Genomic DNA, 22,310 nt, shown 5'->3' on the forward strand with positions numbered 1-22,310 from the left:
AACGGGCGTCGTGGGGGGAGGGGGGGGCACCCGGCCGTCAGATGTCCCGCTGTTCCAGCGGCTTGGTCGCCGGGCCCTGGATCACCTTGCCGTGGGTGTCGAAACGGGAGCCGTGGCAGGGGCACTCCCAGGCGCGCTCGGCGCTGTTGAACGCGACCAGGCAGCCCAGGTGGGTGCAGCGGGCGGAGACGGCGTGCAGGGCGCCGTCGTCGTCCCGGTAGACGGCGAGACGGTGGCCGTCGGCGCGGACCACGGCGCCCTCACCGGGCGGCAGGGACTCCACCGGCGGTGAGGGCCGCAGCCGGTCGCCCACGAAGTGCCCGGCGACCTTGGCCTGGGTCTTGAGGAACGACGGCGCCTCACGCACGGCGGGCTTCAGCCGGCGCGGGTCGTACAGCCCGCTCCACGCGCACTCCTCGCCGGTGATGTGCGCGGCGAGGAGGCGGCCCGCCATCATGCCGCCGCTCATGCCCCAGCCGCCGAAGCCGGTGGCCACGTAGGCGTGCCGGGTGCCCGGGTGCAGGGGGCCGACCATCGGCACGGTGTCGGTCGGGTCGTTGTCCTGCGTGGCCCAGCGGTGGGTGACGTCCAGGTCCGGGAAGCGCTCGGTGGCCCAGGCGGTGAGGTGCTCGAAGCGGGCGCGCGGGTCGCCCGTGCCGGGCGTGAAGTGCTCGCCCGTGACGATGAGCAGGCGCCGGTCTCCCTCGTGGGGCGCGGTGCGCACCGAGCGGATGCCCTCGTCGGGCGTGATGAACATGCCGTCCGGGTCCTGCTCCGCCGGGATCGTCCCGGCGACCACCAGCTCGCGGCGCGGGGACAGCCGGGTGAAGAGCAGGGCCCGGTCGAAGATCGGGTAGTGCGTCGCGACGACGACGTCCCGGGCCCGGACCGTCGCCCCGGTGGCGGTCGACAGCCGGCACGGCTCGCCCTCGTCCAGGCCGAGGACGGTGGTGTCCTCGAAGATCCGCCCGCCGCGTCCGGCCAGGTCGGCGGCGAGGGCCAGCAGGTACTTGCGCGGGTGGAACTGGGCCTGCCCGGTGACCCGGACCGCGCCCGCCACCGGGAAGGGCAGTCCGGTCTCCGCCACGAACGAGGCGGGCAGCCCGGCCTCGGCGGCGGCCCGTGCCTCGGCGCGCAGTTCGTCGACCCGGCCCGGATCGCAGGCGTACGTGTAGGCGCTCCGGGTCTCCCAGTCGCAGTCGATGCCCAGCTCCTCGACGATCCCGGCGGCGCGTTCGATCGCCTCGGACTGCGAACGGGCGTACAGCCGGGCGCCCTCGGGGCCGCGGGTGCGCCGCAGCTTGTCGTAGACGAGCGTGTGCAGGGCGGTGACCTTGGCGGTGGTGTGCCCGGTGACCCCGGCCGCGATCCGCCCGGCCTCCAGCACCGCCACGCTGCGGCCGGCCCGGGTCAGCTCCCACGCCGTGCACAGCCCGGCGATCCCGCCGCCGATCACCGCCACGTCGACGTCCAGGTCCTCCGCCAGCGCGGGGTGGTGGCCGTCCGGGGCGGTCTGAAACCAGTACGAGCTGCTGACCTGCTGCTTCTCGCTCATGGGCCACCGAGTACCCCCGTGCGTCCGCTTCAGTGTCCGGCATGCCCACCGAGCAGGGGAACCGGCGTTCAGGACTGCCGCAGCAGCCGCTTCCGGCACTCCGCCACGTCGAAGTCCGGCTCCGGATACCGCGGGTCCAGCTCCCGCAGATGCTCCAGGAGCAGCGTGCTGACCGCCCAGTCGCGGTACCACTTGTGGTCGGCCGGCACCAGGTACCAGGGCGCGTACGAGGTGCCGCAGCGCTCCAGGGCGATCTCGTAGGCCTCCTGGTACGCGGGCCACAGGGCGCGGTCGTCGATGTCGGACGGCGCGAACTTCCAGCGCTTCTCCGGCCTGTCGAGGCGCTTGAGCAGCCGGCGGCGCTGCTCCTCGTAGGAGAGGTGCAGGAAGCACTTGACCAGGGTCACGCCGTCGTCGGCGAGGGACTTCTCGAAGCGGTTGATCAGCTCGTACCGGCGGTCGATCTCGGCGGCGGGGGCGAGGCCGCGGACGCGGGCCACCAGGACGTCCTCGTAGTGCGAGCGGTCGAAGATGCCCAGTTCGCCGGGGAGCGGGAGCGCCTTCTCGACGCGCCACAGGAAGGGGTGCGCGCGCTCCTCGGCGGTGGGCGCCCGGAACGCGGTGATCCGGCAGCCGGACGGGTTGAGCGGCCCGATGACGTGCTTGACCGTGCCGCCCTTTCCGCTGGTGTCCATGCCCTGCAGGACCAGCAGGACGCGGCGCCGGTCGCCCGCGGTGCTCGCGGCCCACAGCCGTTCCTGGAGGCCGGCGAGACGCTCGCCGATCCTGGCCGTGGCGGCCTTGCCCGCCGCCTTGCCGTCCGGGCCGCCGGGGGTGGCGGCGGCGTCCTGGGCGGACAGGTCGACCGGCTCGCCGACGGGGACGCGCAGCCGCTGCCACAGTGAGGTCCTGTCCTTCCGCACCGCCGGGCCCCCTTCCGATGCCTGTGCCTCGATGGTCCGGCGGGGCGCCGGGTCGCGCACCCGGCGCCCCGGCCGGCAGCGGCTTCGCGCCTACCGGCGCCAGGGACCCGTCACCGCGAACGTGGTGCCGGGCCGGTAGCAGTTGACGTACATCGTGTCGCCGTCGGGGGAGAAGGTCACCCCGGCGAACTCACCCCACTCGGGCTCCTCCGGGGTGCCGATGTTCTGGCGGTTGCGGGCCATCGCGTACACCTCGCCGCGCCTGGTCACGCCGTACACGTGCTGGGCGCCCTCGCCGTCCTCGCAGACCATGAGGCCGCCGCTGGGGGCCAGGCAGATGTTGTCCGGCGACTCGCCCGGCAGCCGCACGTCGGTGTCCGGCCCGAAGGCGATCACCAGGGTCAGCCGTCGCCGGTCCGGGTCGTAGCGCCAGACCTGCCCGAAGTGGTCGGCCGCCGAGCCCTCCGCGCTGCGGGCGAAGGACGACACGAAGTACACCGACCGGCCGCCCCAGTAGCAGCCCTCCAGCTTCTGCGCGTGCGTGATGCCCCGGCGGCCGAAGTCCTGGAGCCGGATCGGCGTCCGCGCCGCCTGCGGGTCCGGTACGTCCACCCACTCGACGCCGTCGAACGCGGCGCCGGTCTCCTGGGTCGAGGACAGGTCCGGCACGCCGGGCACCCGCATGGCCTGGAGCCGGCCGCCCGCGCGCAGCGAACCCCGGCCGCCCAGCGGCCGGTCCGGCAGGAAGCGGTAGAAGAGGCCGAACGGCTTCTGGAAGGCGTCCTCCGTCTCGTACACCACGCCCCGCCGCGGGTCGACGGCGATCGCCTCGTGCTGGAAGCGGCCCATCGCGGTCAGCGGTACGGCTCCGGTGCGGCGCGGGTCGACCGGGTCGACCTCGAAGATGAAGCCGTGGTCCTTGGCGTAGCCGTTGGTGCCCGCCTTGTCCTCGGTCTCCTCGCAGGTCAGCCAGGTGCCCCACGGGGTCGGCCCGCCCGCGCAGTTGACGGCCGTGCCGGCGATCGCGACGCGTTCCGACAGGACGTGGTTGCGGGAGTCCAGCGTCAGGGCCGTGCAGCCGCCCTTGGCCGCCGGGTCGTAGGTGAGGCCCTCGACCACCGGGACCGGGACCTTGCCGTCGGCGCGGTTCTCGTGGTTGCGGACCAGGTGGACCCGGCCGCCTCTGCCCGCGAAGGCCGACATGCCGTCGTGGTTGGAGGGGACCTCGCCCTCGCCGGAGCGGAGCGGGTCGCCCTCGCGGGAGAGGACCCGGTAACGGAAACCTTTCGGCAGGTCGAGCAGTCCCTTCGGGTCGGGGACGAGCGGGCCGTAGCCGGTGCGGCCGAGGTCCTGTGCGGCGGCGGTACCGGTGAAGAGTTCGGACAGGGCACCGGAGAACGCGATCCCGATGCCCAGGGCGCCTGCCCCGGCGAGTGCCTCACGTCGTGTGGCGGAACGACCGGTCGTGGTCATGCGGAAACCTTCCTGCTGGCGGACAGGAACTGTGATCCCGCTGTGTCTACCACCTGGCGCGGATGGCGGGAACCACGCGCGTAGCACGCGTCACTGCTCCACGGCGTGCCGCAGCTCCTCCAGGGCCTCCTTGGCCTGTGCCGCGTCGGCGACGGCGTGTTCGGCGGAGTCGGCGACGGCGTGTTCCGCGGAGGTCTGGCGGCCGGCCTCGGGGCCCCTCTCCAGGAACCGGAGCAGCTCCACCGGGATGGGCAGCACCAGCGTGGAGTTCTTCTCCGCCGCCACGGCCATCACGGTCTGCAGCAGCCGCAGCTGGAGCGCCGAGGGCGTGTCCGCCATCTGGTGGGCGGCCTGGGCCAGCTTCTTCGAGGCCTGGTACTCCGCGTCGGCGTTGATCAGCCGGGCCCGCCGCTCGCGGTCGGCCTCGGCCTGGCGGGCCATGGAGCGCTTCATGGTGTCCGGCAGGGACACGTCCTTGATCTCCACGCGGTCGATGGTCACGCCCCATTCCACGGCCGGGCTGTCGATCATCAGCTCCAGGCCCTGGTTGAGCTTCTCCCGGTTGGACAGCAGGTCGTCCAGCTCGCTCTTGCCGATGATCGAGCGCAGGGAGGTCTGCGCCATCTGCGAGACGGCGAAGCGGTAGTCCTCGACGTTGACGACCGCGGCCGCCGGGTCCACGACCTTGAAGTACACCACCGCGTCGACCCGCACGGTCACGTTGTCGCGGGTGATGCCCTCCTGGGCGGGGATGGGCATGGTCACGATCTGCAGGTTGACCTTGCGCATCCGGTCGATGGCCGGGACGACGAGGTTGAACCCGGGTCGCCGCACCTCCCCGTGCAGGCGCCCGAGCCGGAAGACGACCCCGCGTTCGTACTGCTTGACGACCCGTGCCGCCGCGGCCAGGTACGCCAGGCCGCCGGCGCCGACCGCCGCCACCGCCCCGATCAGCTCTTCGACCATGCCGACCTCCCCGTCCAGAGGTCCCGTTCGTCTGTTGATGTAACGATATGCCCGGATCAGGGTGTGGGGCCATGCCCGGAGACCGGGAGGGCCGTACGCACGAGAGCCGGGGCGCGCATGGCGTGCGCGCCCCGGCCCCGGTGGTGCCGGTGTTCTTCGGTCCGGCTAGGCGGCGGTGACCTTCTCGGCCTCCGGTGCCGCCTCGGACTCCGTGACCTTCACCGGCTCGGTGCCCGTCGCGCTGTGGCGTTCGGCCCAGTTCTCCAGGGCCGTGCGGCAGGCGTGGTCGAGGTGGTGCAGGCCCGACAGGTCCAGCTCGACCGGGCGGTCCTGGGGCAGCGCCTCCAGGCTGTCGAGGATCTTCGGCAGCCGCAGGAAGGTGGCGTTGCCCGCCAGGTACACCTGGATCGGACCGGCGCCCTTGTCGATGACCTCCAGCTTGACGTGCGAGGCCTCCCAGGCGGTCTTGACGACCGACAGGGCCAGACCGATGAGCACGCCCTCGAACATGTTGACCGCGACGATCGACACGGCCGTGACGACCAGGATGAGCGCCTCACCCTTGTGCGCCCGCCACAGCGCCGTGATCTGGCGGAACGGGATCAGCTTGAAGCCGGCGTGCACCAGGATGCCCGCCAGGGCGGGGATCGGGATCAGGGCCAGGGCCCACGGCATCGCGGCGGCGAACAGCAGCAGCCAGACGCCGTGCAGCACCCGGGACGCCTTGGTCTTGGCGCCCGCGCTCACGTTGGCGGAGCTGCGCACGATGACCGCGGTCATGGGCAGCGCGCCGAGCAGGCCGCACAGGGTGTTGCCCGCGCCCTGGGCGATCATCTCCTTGTTGTACTCGGTGCGCGGACCGTCGTGCAGCCGGTCCACGGCGGCCGCGCTGAACAGGGACTCGGCGGAGGCGATCAGCGCGAAGGCGATGATGGTGCCCCAGATGGCCGGGCTGGCCAGCTCGCCGAAGGCGTCGGCCCCGGGCACCTGGATGACGCCGAGCAGACCCTCCACCTGGACGGTGGCGACCGGCAGGCTGAAGGCGAGCGTGGCGACCGTCGCCAGGACGACCGCGGCGAGGGCGCCGGGCACGGTCTGGACGGCCTTGGGCATCTTCTTCCACAGCACGATGACGGCGATGGTGCCCGCGCCGATCGCGAGGGAGGTCAGGGCCGTGGTGTTGCCGAGGGCGTCGGCGAACGCGCCGGGCAGGCCCGCGATCTTGCCGATCCCGGACTCCGGGGCCTTCAGGCCCGCCGCCGCGTAGATCTGCCCGGCGATGATCACCAGGCCGATGCCGCAGAGCATGCCCTCGACCACGGACACGGATATCGCCCGGAACCAGCGGCCTATGCCGAAGAAGCCCATGGCGAGCTGGAGCAGACCGGCGAACAGCACGATCACGCCGAGCGTGGCCACCCCGAACTCGCTGACGGCCTCGAAGACCAGCACGGTGAGACCGGCGGCGGGCCCGGAGACCTGAAGGCTGCTGCCGCGCATCATCCCGGTGACGATGCCGCCGACGATGCCGGTGATCAGACCCAGCTCCGCGGGGACGCCGGAGGCGACCGCCACGCCGACGCACAGCGGCACGGCGACCAGGAAGACGACGATCGAGGCGAGGAAGTCCTGCCTCAGGTAAGGGAACTTGGACAGCATGGTCACCAGCCCCCTCAGAGCGTCTCGAACGTGTCGGACTGCGCGCGGTGTTCCCGCACGATGCCGGTGTGGATCTCGTAGTACCAGCCGTGCAGCTGGAGTTCACCCGCCTCGAGGCGCTTCTCGATGCAGGGGTAGGACCGCAGCCGCAGCAGCTGCGTCAGCACGTGGTGCTGGACTGCCTCGGCGACCGCCGGGTCGGTGGGGTCGGAGCACTTGGGCTCCTCACAGGCGTGCGCGAGCCAGTCGCGCACGGCGGGTACTGCGGAGAGGTCGTCGTGGCGCACGACCGCGCCGACGGCACCGCAGTGGGAGTGGCCGCAGACCACGATGTGCTGGACGCCGAGCACCTGCACGGCGTACTCGATCGTGGCCGCCTCACCGGTGGGGGTGGTGGAGGCGTACGGCGGGACGACGTTGCCCGCGGTGCGCAGCTCGAAGAGCTCGCCGGGACGGGCGCCCGTGATCAGGGCCGGTACGACCCTGGAGTCGGCGCAGGTGATGAACAGGACCTCGGGGGACTGTCCCTTGGCGAGGTGGGCGAACTCCTCAGGGCGCTGTCCGAACATGCGGGCGTTGTCGATGAGGGGCTGCATGATGTGGTGACTCCTCCTGGCGCGCGTGGGGGCGCGTCGGACGGGCATGACAGAGGTGGGGGGTACTGCTCTGATGCTCAGCAGCGGAAGACCTGCAGTGCTGCCGGCGTGTGCGACGCCGAGGATCTCGACGTGCGTTGGTGCGCGGTGCCGTGTCTGACCGAGTCGTCTGCCGTCGGCTGGATGTGCCTCAGCAGCGGCCGCTCGGGCGCTGAGGGCGCGGAGTCGGCGGCGTGGGACCGGTCGCGGGTACGCAGGGGACCGGTCGGGCCCCCGTGGTGACCGGCGCGGCACGTGGCGATCTCGTCGCGCAGTGCCTTGCCGGAGAACTTGGTACCGGGGCGTGAGGACTTGCCGGAGGGCTTGGTTCCGGGCTGAGCCTTGGCCTCGGCTTGACTGGGCGTGTGCGCGGATGCGAAGGATGCCGTCGGTGCGAAGAACTGAAGGGCGAGCAGGACGCCGGCGAGGAGCGAAACCACGGTCCGTGCCTTCGTACCTCGGAACATGCGCCCCCCTTCAGGTGATTGACACGTCTAGCGCTGACCAACTGTTGGTCAATGGCTGGTCAAGAAACACGTTAACCCTGCAAAGCCATTTGCAGGGTTAACTTAACGTTTCAAGCTGAAGAGAGCCTGAAAACCGTTGGAAGGGTGGCTGGAAACGGCCCTTGCGGTACGGCAGTCGGCGCTGTATTGGGTTGTGGTTACCGGGCGGTCGCCAGGTTTCCCGCGTCGCGGGCCAGGGCGGTGAGCCGGGAGATGGCCCGGAAGTACTTCTTGCGGTAGCCGCCGTTCAGCATCTCCTCGCTGAACAACTGGTCGAAGGGCAGGCCGGAGGCCATGACGGGCACTTCGCGGTCGTAGAGCCGGTCCGCGAGGACGACGAGCCGCAGCGCCGTCGACTGGTCGGGAACCGGCCGCACCCCGGTGAGGCACACCGCCTTGATCCCGTCGGTCAGAGCGCCGTACCGGCTGGGGTGGACCCGGGCGAGATGCTCCAGGAGGGGCGAGAACGCGTCGAGGGAAGCGCCCTTGGTGGCGTGCGCCGTCCGCGTCACCTGTTCGTCGGAGTACGGCGGCGGTGCCTCGGGCAGGCCGCGGTGGCGGTAGTCCTCGCCGTCGATGCGCAGGGCGCGGAAGTGCGCCGACAGGCCCTGGATCTCGCGCAGGAAGTCGACCGCGGCGAACCGGCCCTCGCCGAGCTTGCCGGGCAGCGTGTTGGAGGTGGCGGCGAGCGCGACGCCCGCGTCGACGAGCTTGCCGAGCAGGGTGGAGACCAGGACGGTGTCGCCCGGGTCGTCGAGCTCGAACTCGTCGATGCACAGCAGGCGGTGGCCGGAAAGGGTCTGCACGGTCTGCTGGAACCCGAGGGCGCCGACCAGGTTGGTCAGCTCCACGAACGTGCCGAACGCCTTGAGCGCGGGCTCGGCCGGGGTGGCGTGCCAGAGGGAGGCCAGCAGGTGGGTCTTGCCGACGCCGTAGCCGCCGTCGAGGTAGACGCCGCGGGGACCGGAGGGGGCCTTCTTCGCCGGCTTGCCGAAACCGAACAGCCGCCGCCGTCCCGAGTCGGCCGGCCCGCCGAGCCCCGCCGCGAAGCCCTCCAGGACCTCGACGGCCTCGGTCTGGCTCGGCTGGTTCGGATCGGGTATGTACGTGCTGAACCGCACGGAGTCGAACCGCGGCGGCGGCACCATCTCGGCGACCAGCCGGTCCGCGGGGACGTGCGGCTCACGCGCGCACAGGGAGAGCGGGGCCGTGTCGGTCATGGGGCCGGTACCGGAGGGAGCGGGGGAAGAGGACACGGTTCACCATGCTACGGCGCGTGGAACACTGCACGGCATGCGACGTCTGTTCCCTGTGACCGATGAAACAGCAGCTCCGGCCCCGGGCGGCGAGCCCCGGGAGGGGGCCGCGGGGCGGGAGTGGAGCCTCGCCGAGCTGGCCGCCGCGTACGCCTATCCCGAGCCGGGGCCCGGGCGGTCCGGTCCGTACCTGCGGGCCAACATGGTCTCCACGCTGGACGGGGCCGCCCAGCACGACGGCCGGTCGCAGCCCATCTCCAACGCGACCGACATGCGGATCTTCGGCACGCTGCGGGCCCTGGCGGACGTCGTGGTCGTCGGGGCGGAGACGGTGCGCCGGGAGGGGTACCGGCCGGCCCGCGCGCGGGACGACTTCGCGGCGATGCGGGAGGCGGCCGGGCAGGCGCCCGCCCCCGCGATCGCGGTCGTCACCGCCAGCCTCGACCTCGACTTCTCGCTCCCGCTGTTCACCTCGCCCCTGGTGCCCACTCTCGTCCTCACGGGTGCCGCGGCCGCCCCGGACCGCGTCGCCACCGCGGAGAAGTCGGGCGCGCGGGTCGTGATCGCCGGGGACGGCATCGGCGTGGACCCCGTCCGTGCCGTGCAGGCCCTCGCCGGCCTCGGCCACACCCGGCTGCTGACCGAGGGCGGCCCGCGGCTGCTGGGCCAGCTGGTGGCGGCCGGCGTACTGGACGAGCTGTGCCTGACCGTCTCCCCGATGCTCACCGCGGGTGACGCGCAGCGCATCGCCGGGGGGCCCGCCGTCACGGTCCCGCACCGCTTCACGCTGCTGTCGATGCTGGAGGAGGACGGTTTCCTCTTCACGCGGTACGGGCGGCACGGGGGGTCCGGGGGGCCTGATCACTGAACCGGCGGCGGCGGGGTACATGAGGGCACACTGGATCCGGCTGTACCCCGTGCGAACGCGGGGCAGGATGGTTTCCGCAGGGCCGGCGCGGCCCACGGAGGAGTGGGGCCGCGGGCCCCCGGAGCAGAAGGGGCGCCTGGTGTTCACAAGCGTATTGATGATCGAGAAGGCCCTGACGTCCGCCGACGTGGAGTTCGTCACGACCTTGCACGGGGAGGAGCCGGTCTCCTTCGAGGTGCTGCTCCAGCCGCGCGGCGAGCAGGCGGACCGGCTGCTGCGGGCCATCGACGACGTCGCACTCGGTGAACTGGACGAGGCCGTGCGGGAGGGGGAGACGCCGGAGGGGGAGGAGGCGCTGAGCGTGGGGCAGCGGGCGCTGGAGGTGTCCCTCGCCGCGCTGCGGGCCTCCGGGAGCCGGGCCGAGGGGCGGTTGATCGAGGATCATCCGCTGGACGCGCTGAAGTCGCTGGTGGAGGAGGTCGACGCGGACGAGGTCATCGTGCTGACCGATCCCCACTACGTGGAGGAGTTCTTCCACCGGGACTGGGCTTCGCGGGCTCGGCACAAGGTGGGGGTGCCGGTGCTGAAGCTGTTCTCGCACAGCAAGGCCTGACCGTCGGCGGTGTCAACGTCTGTGAACGCTTCGGCATAGGCTGTGCCGCTGAACGTTCCGCACACCCACAGGGAGACACGCATGGCACCCGGCCTTCCCTCCGCCATGGACCGACCGCACTTCATCGGGATCGGTGGGGCGGGGATGTCGGGGATCGCGAAGATCCTCGCGCAGCGCGGGGCCGTCGTGGCGGGCAGCGACGCCAAGGAGTCGGCGACGGCCGAGGCGCTGCGGACGCTGGGCGTGACCGTGCACATCGGGCACGCCGCGGAGCACCTGGCCGAGGACGCCAGCTGTGTGGTCGTGTCGTCGGCGATCCGGCGGGACAATCCCGAGCTGGCCCGCGCGGCCGAGCTGGGCGTGCCCGTCGTGCACCGGTCGGACGCGCTCGCCGCCCTGATGGAGGGCCTGCGGCCGATCGCGGTCGCCGGTACGCACGGCAAGACGACCACCACCTCGATGCTCGCCGTGTCGCTGAGCGAGCTGGGGCTGAAGCCGTCGTACGCGATCGGCGGCGACCTGGACGCGCCCGGCTCCAACGCGCTGCACGGCGAGGGCGAGATCTTCGTCGCCGAGGCGGACGAGTCGGACCGCAGCTTCCACAAGTACGCGCCCGAGGTCGCCATCGTCCTCAACGTCGAGCTCGACCACCACGCGAACTACGCGTCCATGGACGAGATCTACGAGTCCTTCGAGACGTTCGTGGACCGGATCACCGAGGGCGGCACGCTGGTGATCGCCGCCGACCACGAGGGCGCGCGCGAGCTGACCCGGCGGGTCGCGGGACGCGGGGTGCGGGTGGTGACGTACGGCGAGTCCGAGGACGCCGCCGTGCGCGTCCTGTCGGTCGTGCCGCAGGGGCTGAAGAGCGAGGTCACCGTGGTGCTGGAGGGCGAGGAGCTGACCTTCACGGTCTCCGTCCCCGGCCGGCACTACGCGCACAACGCCGTCGCCGCCCTGGCGGCGGGCGTGGCCCTCGGCGTCCCGGCGGCCGAGCTGGCCCGGGCGCTGGCGGCGTACACGGGCGTGAAGCGGCGGCTGCAGCTGACCGGCGAGGCCGCGGGCGTGCAGGTCATCGACTCCTACGCGCACCACCCCACCGAGATGACCGCCGACCTGGAGGCGATGCGCGCCGCGGCGGGCGAGGCCCGGATCCTGGTCGTCTTCCAGCCGCACCTGTTCTCGCGGACGCAGGAGCTGGGCAAGGAGATGGGCGCGTCGCTGGCCCTGGCGGACGCCTCGGTCGTGCTGGACATCTACCCGGCGCGTGAGGACCCGATCCCGGGTGTGACGAGCGAGCTGATCATCGAGGCGGCCCGGGCGGCGGGCGCGGACGTGACGCCGGTGCACGACAAGGCGGACGTCCCCGCCGTGATCGCGGGAATGGCGAAGCCGGGGGATCTCGTTCTCACGATGGGAGCGGGCGACGTCACCGACCTCGGCCCGCGGATCCTGGACCGTCTGTCGAACTGAGGGGCTGGAGGCTCATGCCGTACGACGTGGAGAAGCCGGACGAGCAGTGGCGCGCGGAGCTGACCCCGGGCGAGTACGCCGTCCTGCGGCAGGCGGCCACGGAGCCCGCCTTCACCGGTGAGTACACCGACACCAAGACCCAGGGGGTCTACTCCTGCCGCGCCTGCGGCGCGGAGCTGTTCACCTCGGACACCAAGTTCGAGTCGCACTGCGGCTGGCCGTCCTTCTTCGACCCGAAGGACTCCGACGCGGTGGAGCTGATCGAGGACCGTTCGCACGGCATGGTGCGGACCGAGGTGCGCTGCGCGCGCTGCGGCTCGCACCTCGGGCACGTCTTCGCGGGCGAGGGCTATCCGACGCCCACGGACCAGCGGTACTGCATCAACAGCATCGCGCTGCGGCTGACCCCCGAGGAGATGAATGACTGATCCAGCGACCGGTTGACAATTGGCTCAACGAGCCAGAGGATTCCCGGAGTGACCCACTCCGCGCACCTGTCCCCCGGCCTCGACGAGGCCGCGCACCGCTGCCTCGTCGCCGGTTTCGCCGGCACCGCGACCGTGCCCGACACCCTCAAGCGGCTCATCGACCGGGGTCTCGGCGGGGTCATCCTCTTCACCCGGAACGTGCGCGACGCGCAGCAGGTGCGACAGCTCACCGACACGCTGCGCGCCCTGCGGCCGGACCTGATCGTGGCCATCGACAACGAGGGCGGCGGCATCGGCCACCTGGTCGGCGCGGGCGCGCCCGAGGTGCCCGGCTCCTACGCCCTCGGCGTCGCCGACGACCCGGCGCTCACCGCCCGCTGCGCCGACGCGCTCGCCGGGCACCTGGCCACCCTCGGCATCACCGCCTCCTACGCCCCCGTCGCCGACCTCCAGCACCACCCGTGCAACCCGATCGTGCGCACCCGGTCCTTCGGCGCCGAACCCGCCCTGGCCGCCCGGCACCTGCGGGCCTGGATCGCCGCCACCGAACGGCGGGGCGTGGCCTCCTGCGCCAAGCACTTCCCCGGGCACGGCGGCACCGAGACGGACAGCCACCACGACGTCGCCGTCGACCCCAGGCCGTACGACGAACTGCGCGCCGACCTCGAACCGTTCCGCGCGGCCGTCGGCGCGGGCGTGCCGATGATCATGAGCGCCCATGTCGTCTTCCCGGCCCTGGACCCCGAGCGGCCCGCCACCCTGAGCCGCCGCATCCTCGGCGATCTGCTCCGGCACGAACTGGACTTCGACGGCGTCCTGGTCAGCGACGCGCTGGAGATGAAGGCGATCGCCGACCGCTACGGCGAGGCCGCCGGGGCGCGGATCGCCCTCGCCGCGGGCGCCGACCAGGTCGTCGTCGCCGTGCCGGAGCCGGAGACCACCCTGGCCTGCCGGGACGCGGTGCTCGACGCGCTGCGTTCCGGTGTGCTCGCCGAGGAGCGGGTGCGGGAGGCCGCAGGGCGGGTGCGGCGCCTCGCCGAGCGGTACGCCGCCCCGGCCCGGGCGGTCGACGGCTGGGACGCGGGAGCCGGGCGGGAGGCGGCGCGCCGGGCCGTCCGTTCGCGTCCGGTGCCGCCGGCCGTGCGCGGCGCCCACGTCGTCGACCTGTTCCCGCCGCCGCACCCCGCGCTCAACTGGGGCGGCGAGGACCTGCTGACCGAGGTGCGCGCCCTCGACCCCACCGCCACCGGGACCGCGGTCGCCGGGGAGCCGGCGGAGCCGGTCGCCGTCGCCGAAGAGATCCTGCGCGCCTCGGGCGAGGCGCCGCTGGTCGTCGCCACCTGCGACGCCGGACTGCACCCCTGGCAGGAGCGGCTGCGCGCCGCCCTGCTGGCCCGGCGGCCCGATGCCGTGACGGTGGACACCGGGCTGCCGGAGGGCGGCGCGCTGTGCTCCTACGGGCGGGGGCGGGCGAACCTGCGGGCCGTCGCCGAGGTGCTGGCCGGAGCCTGACCGCTCACGGCAGCCGTACGACTTCCCTGACGCCGCGCGCCGCCAGGTACGCGGCGTCGTCCGCCCGTTCGGCCAGGACCGCCGCCGGGCGCGCACCGGCCGCGCGCAGGTCCATCCACGCCTCGAAGTACGCGCCGCCCGGGCCGGAGACCGAGCGCGTGGAGGGCGTGCAGTCCAGGACCAGGGCCGTGTCGCGGGGGTGGGCCGGGTGCTGCCCGGCGCGCACCTCGGCGACGGTCTCGGCGAGCGCGGTCGCGATCGGCTTGGCGCGGCCCCGGGAGTCGAACAGGCCGAGGGTGTACTCCAGTTCCGGGTAGTCGGCGAGGGACCGGTCCACGTCGTGGGAGCACCACCACGTCACGCCCCACAGCCCCTCGCACCCGGCCGCGTTGCGCACGGTCGCGCGGGCGAAGTCCGGGGCGTCGGCCGCCGGGATGTGGGGCTCCGGGGCGCCCGTCTCCTGGACCCACACCGGGCGGGCCGGGTCCTCGGCGTAGGCCTTGGCGAGTTCCGTGCCGTACTCGGCGAGGTGCAGCACCTGCGGGGAGCGGGGGCCGTAGCGGCGGGCGCAGTCGCCGGAGAACACCCAGGGGTGGACGGTCGTCACATCGCCCTTGCGGGCCGAGGCCTCGGGGGTGAAGGGGTGGTCGTCGCCGTACCAGGCGGCGTCGTAGGCGGAGTGGGTCGCGAGCCGGTCCGGGGGAAGGTGCTCGCGGGCGGCGGCCAGCAGGGTGTCGAGGTAGTGGTCGACCTCGGCCGGGGTCACCGGGTTGTGCTCGACCAGGTTGTTGAGCTCGTTGCCGAGCTGGAGGCCGATGAGGTTCGAACGGCCGGCGAGGGCGCGGGAGAGGGCCCGCATGAGCTCGGCCTGGGCGGCGACCGCCTCCGGGTCGGTGAACACGTTGCGGTGGTGCCAGCTGCGGGTCCACTCCGGGTAGAAGTCGAAGCTGGACAGATGGCCCTGGACGCCGTCCACCAGGACGTCGAGGCCGGCCTCGCCCGCCAGGTCGGCCAGGCGGGCCAGCTGGTCCACGGCCGCGGGGCGGATGAACGTGCGGTTGGGCTGGAGCAGCGGCCAGAGGTGGAAGACCCGGACGTGGTCGAGGCCGAGGGCGGCGATCTGGTCCAGGTCCTCGCGGGCGTGCGCCGGGTCGAAGTCGTGCCAGGCGTGGAACCAGCCGCGGCGGGGCGTGTAGTTGACGCCGAAGCGGAGCGTAGGGATGGGATCCTCCCCGGGTCGAGTCTTGCCCTGCGTGAATGCATCAATCACCATAGTCGGCGATGGGTAATGAATTGAACCAGGAGTGTCAAGGCGCCGTCTCCTTGGTGATCGGTCTCGACGCGGGCGGCACGCGCACCCGGGCGGTCCTGGCGGACGCCGCGGACGGACGTCCGCTGGGCGAGGGCGCCGCCGGGCCGGGCAACGCCCTGACCGTGCCCGGGCCGCAGCTCACCGAGCACCTCGCCGAGGCGCTCGCGCGGGCCGTGCCCGAGCCCTGCCGGGGCAGGGTCGTGGCCGTGGCCGGCGGTTTCGCGGGCGCGACGGACGCCGCCGCCGACGAGCCGGGGCGGCGCAACGCCCTCGCCGCCCTCACCGCCGCCCTGCGCCGGCTCGGCATCGACGCCGGTCCGCCCGTCATCAGCAGCGACATCGAGGCGGCCTTCGCCTCCGCACCCGGAGCACCGGCCGACGGTCTCGCCCTGGTGGCGGGCACCGGCGCGGTCGCCATGCGCATCACCGCCCGCCGCGGCACCGCCACGGTGGACGGCGACGGCTGGCTCCTCGGCGACGACGGCAGCGGCTTCTGGATCGGCCGGGCGGCGGTACGGGCCGCCCTGCGGATGGCCGACGGCAGGGGCGCGGCGACGGTGCTGGCGGCGACGGTGGGGCGGGAGCTGGGCGTGCCGGAAGAGGTACTGCCCGGCGGACCGTCGCCGGCCGCGCCCGGCGGTGTCGTGGTCCGGCCCCTCGGCGAGGAGGCCCCGCACGGGGCCGGCGGTCCGGGCGTCTCCCCGCGCACCGGCGCCCCGCACGGCACCGGCGGTCCGGGTGCCTCCCCGGGGACCGGCGCGCCGCACGGGGCCGTTGGCCCGGGTGACTCGCCGGGTACTGGCGGTCCGCACGGCACCGCTGGTCCGGGTGCCTCCCCGGGGACCGGCGCGCCGCACGGGGCCGTTGGCTCGGGTGACTCGCCGGGTACTGGCGGTCCGCACGGCACCGGCGGTCCGGGCGGCTCCCCGGGGACCGGCGCGCCGCACGGGGCCGTTGGCTCGGGTGACTCGCCGGGTACTGGCGGTCCGCACGGCACCGCTGGTCCGGGCGGCTCCCACGGCGTCACCGGGTACGGCCTTCCGCCCGGTGCCGGTGGCCTGAGAGACTCCCCGGGCACCGGCGGTCCGGGCGGCCCCCACGGCGTCACCGGGTACGGTCTCCCGCCCCGTGCCGGTGGCCCGGGCGACTCTCCGGGCGTCGCCGGGTACGGCATCCCGCCCCACACCGGCACCCCGTGGCCCCGCGCCCACCGTGAGGCCTACCGACGGCATCTGCTGCCCGCCGTCATGGCCGAGCCTCCGGTCCGGCTGGCGCGGCTCGCGCCCCTCGTCGCCGGGGCGGCCGGGGACGCCGTCGCCCTGGCCATCCTGGACGAGGCCGCCGACCATCTCACCGAGACGGTCCGGGCCCTGGAGCCCCGCCCCGGGGAACGGGTCGTCGCCACCGGCGGACTGCTCGGCCCCGACGGGCCCCTCACCTCCCGGCTCGAAGCCCGCCTGCACGCCCTCGGCCTGACCCTCGACTGGGTCCCCGACGGCTGCCGGGGCGCCGTCGCCCTGGCCCGCCTCGCCCACCGGGACCGCACATGACCGTCACCACGCTCCTCTACCGGGACCCCGCAGCCCCCGTCGAGACCCGCGTCCGCGACCTGCTCTCCCGGATGACCCTGCGGGAGAAGGCCGGCCAGCTCAACCAGCGCATGTACGGCTGGGACGCCTACCGCCGCACCCCCGACGGCCGCTTCGAGCTCACCGACGCCCTGTACGCCGAGACCGAGCGGTTCGCCGGACTCGGCGCCCTGTACGGGCTGCTGCGCGCCGACGCCTGGTCCGGTGTCGACCACGCCCGCGGGTCCGGCGCGGCCGACGGCGCGGAACTGGCCCACCTCGTGCAGCGGCACGTCCTCGAGACCAGCCGGCTCGGCATACCGGCGCTGTTCGTCGAGGAGGTGCCGCACGGCCACATGGCCCTCGACGGCACGGTCCTGCCCGTGAACCTGGCCGTCGGCGCCACCTGGGACCCCGCGCTGTACGAGCGGGCCGCCGCCCACGCCGCCGCCGAACTGCGCGCCCGCGGCGGCCACGTCGCGCTCGTCTCCGCCCTGGACATCGCCCGGGACCCGCGCTGGGGCCGGACCGAGGAGTGCTTCGGCGAGGACCCGTACCTGGCCGCCCGGCTCACCGAGGCCCTCGTCCGCGGCATGCAGGGGGAGCCGGGCCCGGACGGCCTCTTCGCCCCCGACAAGGCCCCCGTCGTCCTCAAGCACTTCGCCGGGCAGGGCGCGACCGTCGGCGGACGCAACTCCGCCGAGTCCGAACTCGCGCCGCGCGAACTGCACGAGATCCACCTGCCCGCCGCCCGTGCCGGTGTCCGGGCCGGGGCCGCCGCCGTCATGGCCGCCTACAACGAGGTCGACGGCATGCCCTGCTCGGGAAACCGCGCCCTGCTCACCGGGCTCCTGCGGGAACGCTGGGGCTTCGACGGGCTCGTCATGGCGGACGGACTGGCCGTGGACCGACTGGCCCGCGTCACCGGCGACACGGTCTCCGCCGGCGCCCTCGCCCTCCACGCCGGCGTCGACCTCAGCCTGTGGGACGAGGGCTTCACCCACCTGGAGGAGGCGGTCGAGCGGGGCCTGGTGAGCGAGCAGGCCCTGGACGAGGCCGTCGCACGCGTCCTGCGGCTCAAGTTCCGCCTCGGGCTGTTCGAACGGCCCTACGACGCGGGCCCGTTCCCGGACCCCGCCGCCGGACGTGACCTGAGCACCGCCCTCGCCCGCGCCGCCGTCACCCTCCTCCACGACGACCAGGGCGTGCTGCCCCTGCCGGGCGCCGCGCGGATCGCCGTCCTGGGCCCGCACGCCGACACCGTCGCCCACCACCTCGGCGACTACACCGCCCCGCAACGCCCCGGCACCGGCACCAGCGTCCTCGACGCGCTCCGGCACACCGGCGCCGACGTCCGCCACGCCCGCGGCTGCGCCCTCACCGGCGACGACCTGTCCGGCCTCCCCGAGGCGGTCGCCGAGGCCGCCGCCTGCGACGCGGCCGTGCTGGTGCTGGGCGGCAGCAGCGCCCGGACGCCGGACACGGAGTTCGACGCCAACGGGGCCGCGCGCACCGTCGTCTCCGAGATGACCTGCGGCGAGGGCGTCGACCTCGCGGGGCTGCGGCTCGGCGCCGCCCAGCACGCCCTGCTCGACGCCGTGACCGCGACCGGCACCCCCACGGTCGTCGTCCTGATGCAGGGGCGCCCGCACGCCGTCCCCGAGGCCGCCGAACGGGCCGGCGCGCTGCTCACCGCCTGGTACCCGGGCCCCTGGGGCGGCGAGGCGATCGCCGACGTGCTGCTCGGCCGGGCCGAACCCGTGGGCCGGCTGCCGGTCTCCGTACCGCGCTCGGCCGGGCAACTGCCCGTCCACTACAACCACAAGGACACCGAGTACGGCGGCTACGCCGACGACAGCGCCGAACCGCTGTACTCCTTCGGGCACGGGCTGTCGTACACGAGCTTCGCCTACGGCCCGCCGCGGCTGTCGGGGCGGACCGTCGAGGTCGACGTGACCAACACGGGGGAGCGGCGGGGACGCACGGTCGCGCAGCTGTACCTGCGCCGGCTCGTCACGCCCGTCTGGCCGCGCACGCTCGAACTCCGGGGTTTCCAGGCCGTCGACCTGGCCCCGGGAGAGTGCCGCACGGTCGTGTTCCCGCTCGGGGCGGAGCAACTCGCCCAGGTGGGGCCGGACCTGGAGACGGCGGTGCTGCCCGGCACGGTCGAGATCCGCGTGGCGGAGTCGGCGCGCCGGGCCCTGACCGCCGTACCGGTCGGGCTCCGGGTCGGTCAGAGCTTCACGGCACCGGACGAGACGCCCTTGTAGAACCACCGCTGGGTGATGACGAACAGCACCAGCACCGGGATCACGGAGATCACCGAACCGGCCATCACCATCCGCTGGTCGTAGCCGAACGACGAGGTCTGCAGCCGCGCCAGACCCAGCGTCAGCGTGAAGTGGTCCTCGGTGCGCAGCACGATCAGCGGCCACAGGAAGTCGTCCCAGGCGCTGATGAAGGTGTTGATGGTGACGACGAGGATCGCGCCGTAGGCGGAGGGCAGGTACAGGTACCGGAAGCGTTTCCACTCGCCCGCCCCGTCCAGCATCGCCGCGTCCTCGATCTCGCGCGGCACGGCGAGGAACGCGGCCCGCATGATCAGGACGTTGATCGCGGCGACGAAGCCGGGCAGCCACACCCCGACCAGGTTGTCGACCAGGCCCATGTCCCGGATGCTGAGGAACAGCGACACCATGATCGACTCGAAGGGGAACATCATGGACGCCAGCAGCACGATCCACACCAGCTTGCGGCCCTTCCAGCCGGGCTTGGAGAGCATGTAGCCCGCCATGGTGGAGAAGACGAGCTGGCTGGTGATGGACAGCGCGGCGACGAACACGCTGTTGCGGATGTACGTCCACACCGGCACCTGGTCGAAGACCTCGCGGTAGGCGCGCAGCGACGGGTGGTGCGGGAACAGGGAGGCGCCCGCACCGAAGACGTCCTCGCCCGCGCCCTTGAGGGACGACAGCAGCTGCCACAGCAGCGGGCCGATGGTGATGAACAGGACGAACACCAGCAGCAGGTAGCGGACGACGAGTTCGCGGGGGCGGCCGTAGTCGCGCCAGCGGGGCATCAGGCGGCGGCGCTTGTCGACGGCGGTCGTCATGCCTCGTCCTCCTTCGTCAGGCGCTGGGCGAGCAGCGTGAGGCCAAGGGTCAGGGCGAACAGGGCGACGCTGACCGCGGCGCCGTAGCCGGCGTTGCCGGTGAGCGGGTCGAGGCCGACGTCGCGGATGTAGAAGGGGAGCGTGCGGTCGGCGCCGCCGGGGCCGCCGGTGGAGCCGCCGAGCATGTAGATCTCGGTGAAGACCCTGAGCGAGCCGATGCCGGTCAGGGTGCCGACCAGCATCATCGACTGGCGGACACCGGGCACGGTGACGTGCCAGAAGCGGCGCACGGCGCCCGCCCCGTCCACGGCCGCCGCCTCGTGCAGCTCCCTCGGGACGTTCCCGAGCGCGGCCAGGTAGAAGATCATGTACCAGCCGAGGCCCTTCCACAGCGTCAGGCCCATCGCCGAGAGCAGGATCAGCCACGAGTCGGACAGGAACGGGATGGCGTCCCGGATGATGTGGGCCTTCTGCAGCCAGGTGTTGACCAGTCCCTGGTCGCTCAGCAGCCACTGCCAGCTCAGGCCGACGACCACGCTGGAGGCGAGGACCGGCGTGTAGAACGCGGAGCGGAAGAAGCCGATGCCCGGCAGGTTCTTCTCCACCAGGATCGCGAGCAGCAGCGGCAGCAGCACCATCAGCGGGACGACGATCAGCGCGTACAGCAGGCTGTTGCGGGTGGCGAGCCAGAAGTCCGGGTCGCTCAGCATCCGCCGGTAGTTCTCCAGGCCGACGACGTCGTAGGCGCCGCCGAGCGGCTTGGCGTCGGTGAAGGACACGACGACGGTGTTGAGGAACGGGAAGACCCCGAACACGGTCGCGCCGATGATCGCCGGGGTCATCCACAGCCAGGGCAGCCACCAGCGGCGGTAGAGCGCCGCGCCCCCCGCGTCCGCGCTCGGGCCGGGCGTCACGGAGCGGAGGGCGCGGCGCAGGAGCCCCGGCGCGGGCGACGGGCAAGCGCCGGGGCGGCGGGCGCCCGCACCCGGGGGAGCGGGGACGGGCGCCTGGTGCACGGTCGGCTGGGTCATCCTCAACTGCCCTGCTCGATCAGCTGGTTGGCCTTGGACTGCGCCTCCTTCAGAGCGTCCGCGGCGCTCTTCTTGCCCTGCATGGCCAGCTGGATCTGGGCCGAGATGGCGTTCAGCTCGCCCGGCGTCAGGGCGATCTCGTCGGCCGTGGCGGTCTTGCGGTCACTGGCGACGATCTTGCGGGCCTCGGCGAAGGGGTCGTCGCCCTTGACCGACTGGAAGAACGGGTCGTTCAGGGAGGCCGTGGTGGAGGGGAAGATGACGACGTTCGGGTCCTTCGCCCACTCCAGCTGGTTCTCCGCGTTGGTCAGGAACTGCGCGAAGGCCAGCGCGGTCGCCGCGTTCTTGCTGGTGGAGGCGACGCCGATGTACTGCGGGGCGCCGACGGTGTGGCCGAGGGCGTCCAGCATGTAGCGGGCCACGCCGGTCTTCTTGTAGACGCTCGGGTTGTTCTGCTGGATGAACCGCAGGAAGTTGGGGTTGGTCGGCCCGTAGACCAGCTTGCCCTGGCCGTAGACGTTGGCCGGGTCCTGCGTGGAGGACAGCGAGTCGCGGGGCATGCCGCCGGCCTTGTACAGCTTCGTCATCGCCTCGACCCACCGCACGGTCTTCGGGTCGTCGGCGAAGGTGAACTTCTTGCCGTCCTCGGACAGGACCTTGACGCCCATCTGCTGCCAGTCGGCGGGGATGCGCAGCTGCGGGTTGGCGAGGAACGCGTAGTACTTGCCGCCGGAGACCTTGGCTATCTTCTCCGCGTCGTCGAAGAGCCCGAGGACGGTCGTCGGAGGTTTGGCCGGGTCCAGGCCCGCCTTCTTCATCAGGTCGGTGTTGAAGGTCTGCACGATGCCGCCGGAGTACCAGGGCAGCACGCTGTGCACCTTCTCGCCGTCCGCGTCGGCGTACATGCTGGACTTCCACAAGGCGGGCACGAACGGCTTGCCCGCGTCCGGGGCCTTGTCGTCGAGGTTCAGCAGGTAGCCGTTCTTCGTCAGCGCCACCGCCGTGTTGACGTTGATGTTCACCACGTCGGGCAGCGTGCAGCCCTGCGCGTCGGCGACCAGGCGCTGGGTGAAGGTGGCGTCGCCCGGGTCGTCGATCCAGTTGACCTTGGTGCCGGGGTGGGCCTGCTCGAAGGCGTCGATGACGCCGTTGAAGTACTTCCCGAAGTCCTTCTTCAGGTTGGTGGTCTGGAAGGTGATCTTCCCCTTGACCTCGCCGGAGAGCTTGCCGGAGCCGACGTTGCCCTTGTCGACCTTGCAGCCGCCGGCCGTGGCGTCACCGCCGCCGGATCCGCCGCCGGACAGGCCGCAGCCGGCGGCCGTCAGCGTCAGGACGACCAGACAGGTCAGGGATCCGGTGAGTCTTCTTGCGTGCATTGCTGCCCTCCTGGGACCAGTCGGTGCTGGCTCAAATCACCAAG

Annotated in this window: 19 protein-coding genes; 7 read left to right on the forward strand and 12 right to left on the reverse strand. The window is 73.0% G+C overall.

The annotated features are described in order from the left end of the window. Positions 1-37: 37 nt before the first annotated feature. The 8 genes from C1703_RS30860 to zapE form a co-directional block, all read right to left on the reverse strand. Entirely contained in the window at positions 38-1,555 is a 1,518-nt protein-coding gene (locus tag C1703_RS30860) for an FAD-dependent oxidoreductase (RefSeq protein ID WP_114255906.1), read from the reverse strand. Positions 1,556-1,623: 68 nt separating this feature from the next. Further along, positions 1,624-2,478, reverse strand: a complete 855-nt coding sequence (locus C1703_RS30865; RefSeq protein ID WP_114255907.1) for a PPK2 family polyphosphate kinase — start codon at positions 2,476-2,478, stop codon at positions 1,624-1,626. Positions 2,479-2,568: 90 nt separating this feature from the next. Next, positions 2,569-3,951, reverse strand: a complete 1,383-nt coding sequence (locus C1703_RS30870) for a PhoX family protein (RefSeq protein WP_114255908.1) — start codon at positions 3,949-3,951, stop codon at positions 2,569-2,571. Between the two features lie 90 nt (positions 3,952-4,041). Continuing rightward, positions 4,042-4,917 carry a slipin family protein gene (locus C1703_RS30875; RefSeq protein ID WP_114255909.1) on the reverse strand — a complete coding sequence of 292 codons (876 nt, stop codon included), beginning with the start codon at positions 4,915-4,917 and terminating at the stop codon, positions 4,042-4,044. Positions 4,918-5,082: 165 nt separating this feature from the next. Beyond that, on the reverse strand, positions 5,083-6,576 hold the full coding sequence (locus C1703_RS30880) for a SulP family inorganic anion transporter (protein ID WP_114257668.1): 1,494 nt from the start codon (positions 6,574-6,576) through the stop codon (positions 5,083-5,085). Between the two features lie 14 nt (positions 6,577-6,590). Then, on the reverse strand, positions 6,591-7,172 hold the full coding sequence (locus tag C1703_RS30885) for a carbonic anhydrase (RefSeq protein ID WP_114255910.1): 582 nt from the start codon (positions 7,170-7,172) through the stop codon (positions 6,591-6,593). A gap of 77 nt (positions 7,173-7,249) precedes the next feature. Further along, positions 7,250-7,678: a hypothetical protein gene (locus C1703_RS30890; RefSeq protein ID WP_114255911.1), complete on the reverse strand. Its 429-nt coding sequence runs from the start codon at positions 7,676-7,678 to the stop codon at positions 7,250-7,252. Between the two features lie 197 nt (positions 7,679-7,875). Next, positions 7,876-8,973 carry a cell division protein ZapE gene (gene zapE / locus C1703_RS30895; protein WP_114255912.1) on the reverse strand — a complete coding sequence of 366 codons (1,098 nt, stop codon included), beginning with the start codon at positions 8,971-8,973 and terminating at the stop codon, positions 7,876-7,878. 37 nt (positions 8,974-9,010) lie between these two features. Here zapE and C1703_RS30900 point away from each other — a divergent pair, with 37 nt between their 5' ends. The 5 genes from C1703_RS30900 (at position 9,011) to C1703_RS30920 (ending at position 13,867) form a co-directional block, all read left to right on the forward strand. Next, positions 9,011-9,841: a pyrimidine reductase family protein gene (locus C1703_RS30900; protein WP_198678319.1), complete on the forward strand. Its 831-nt coding sequence runs from the start codon at positions 9,011-9,013 to the stop codon at positions 9,839-9,841. A 139-nt stretch (positions 9,842-9,980) separates the two neighbouring features. Then, a complete protein-coding gene (locus tag C1703_RS30905; protein WP_198678320.1) occupies positions 9,981-10,454 on the forward strand; it encodes an indole-3-glycerol phosphate synthase in 474 nt (157 codons plus the stop codon). Between the two features lie 81 nt (positions 10,455-10,535). Continuing rightward, the gene (gene murC, locus C1703_RS30910) at positions 10,536-11,927 is read left to right on the forward strand and encodes a UDP-N-acetylmuramate--L-alanine ligase (RefSeq protein ID WP_114255914.1); all 1,392 of its coding nucleotides are present in this window, start codon (positions 10,536-10,538) and stop codon (positions 11,925-11,927) included. A 14-nt stretch (positions 11,928-11,941) separates the two neighbouring features. Beyond that, entirely contained in the window at positions 11,942-12,355 is a 414-nt protein-coding gene (gene msrB / locus C1703_RS30915) for a peptide-methionine (R)-S-oxide reductase MsrB (protein WP_114255915.1), read from the forward strand. Positions 12,356-12,403: 48 nt separating this feature from the next. Then, the gene (locus tag C1703_RS30920) at positions 12,404-13,867 is read left to right on the forward strand and encodes a glycoside hydrolase family 3 N-terminal domain-containing protein (RefSeq protein WP_232840638.1); all 1,464 of its coding nucleotides are present in this window, start codon (positions 12,404-12,406) and stop codon (positions 13,865-13,867) included. Positions 13,868-13,871: 4 nt separating this feature from the next. On the opposite strand, the gene C1703_RS30925 is transcribed toward C1703_RS30920, so the two are convergent. Next, on the reverse strand, positions 13,872-15,140 hold the full coding sequence (locus C1703_RS30925) for a cellulase family glycosylhydrolase (RefSeq protein WP_114255916.1): 1,269 nt from the start codon (positions 15,138-15,140) through the stop codon (positions 13,872-13,874). Between the two features lie 8 nt (positions 15,141-15,148). Between C1703_RS30925 and C1703_RS39930 the strand changes: the two genes are divergently transcribed. Together C1703_RS39930 and C1703_RS30940 are read left to right on the forward strand one after the other, a co-directional pair. Continuing rightward, positions 15,149-16,729, forward strand: a complete 1,581-nt coding sequence (locus C1703_RS39930; protein WP_232840639.1) for a BadF/BadG/BcrA/BcrD ATPase family protein — start codon at positions 15,149-15,151, stop codon at positions 16,727-16,729. Continuing rightward, a complete protein-coding gene (locus C1703_RS30940) occupies positions 16,726-19,017 on the forward strand; it encodes a glycoside hydrolase family 3 N-terminal domain-containing protein (protein ID WP_114255917.1) in 2,292 nt (763 codons plus the stop codon). Before C1703_RS39930 ends, C1703_RS30940 begins: the two co-directional genes overlap by 4 nt. Here C1703_RS30940 and C1703_RS30945 read toward each other — a convergent pair. Genes C1703_RS30945 through C1703_RS30955 form a run of 3 tightly spaced genes read right to left on the reverse strand, consistent with a single transcriptional unit; the run spans position 18,981 to position 22,266 of the window. Then, positions 18,981-19,859 carry a carbohydrate ABC transporter permease gene (locus C1703_RS30945; RefSeq protein ID WP_114255918.1) on the reverse strand — a complete coding sequence of 293 codons (879 nt, stop codon included), beginning with the start codon at positions 19,857-19,859 and terminating at the stop codon, positions 18,981-18,983. The genes C1703_RS30940 and C1703_RS30945 overlap by 37 nt on opposite strands. Next, complete coding sequence (locus C1703_RS30950) at positions 19,856-20,890, reverse strand: sugar ABC transporter permease (protein ID WP_114255919.1); 1,035 nt, start codon at positions 20,888-20,890, stop codon at positions 19,856-19,858. The genes C1703_RS30945 and C1703_RS30950 overlap by 4 nt, the downstream gene beginning before the upstream one ends. A gap of 2 nt (positions 20,891-20,892) precedes the next feature. After that, positions 20,893-22,266, reverse strand: coding sequence for a sugar ABC transporter substrate-binding protein (locus tag C1703_RS30955; protein ID WP_198678321.1), 1,374 nt, complete (start codon positions 22,264-22,266; stop codon positions 20,893-20,895). Positions 22,267-22,310: the final 44 nt, after the last annotated feature.

The organism is Streptomyces sp. Go-475 (genome assembly GCF_003330845.1).
In the GTDB taxonomy this organism is placed as follows: Bacteria; Actinomycetota; Actinomycetes; order Streptomycetales; family Streptomycetaceae; genus Streptomyces.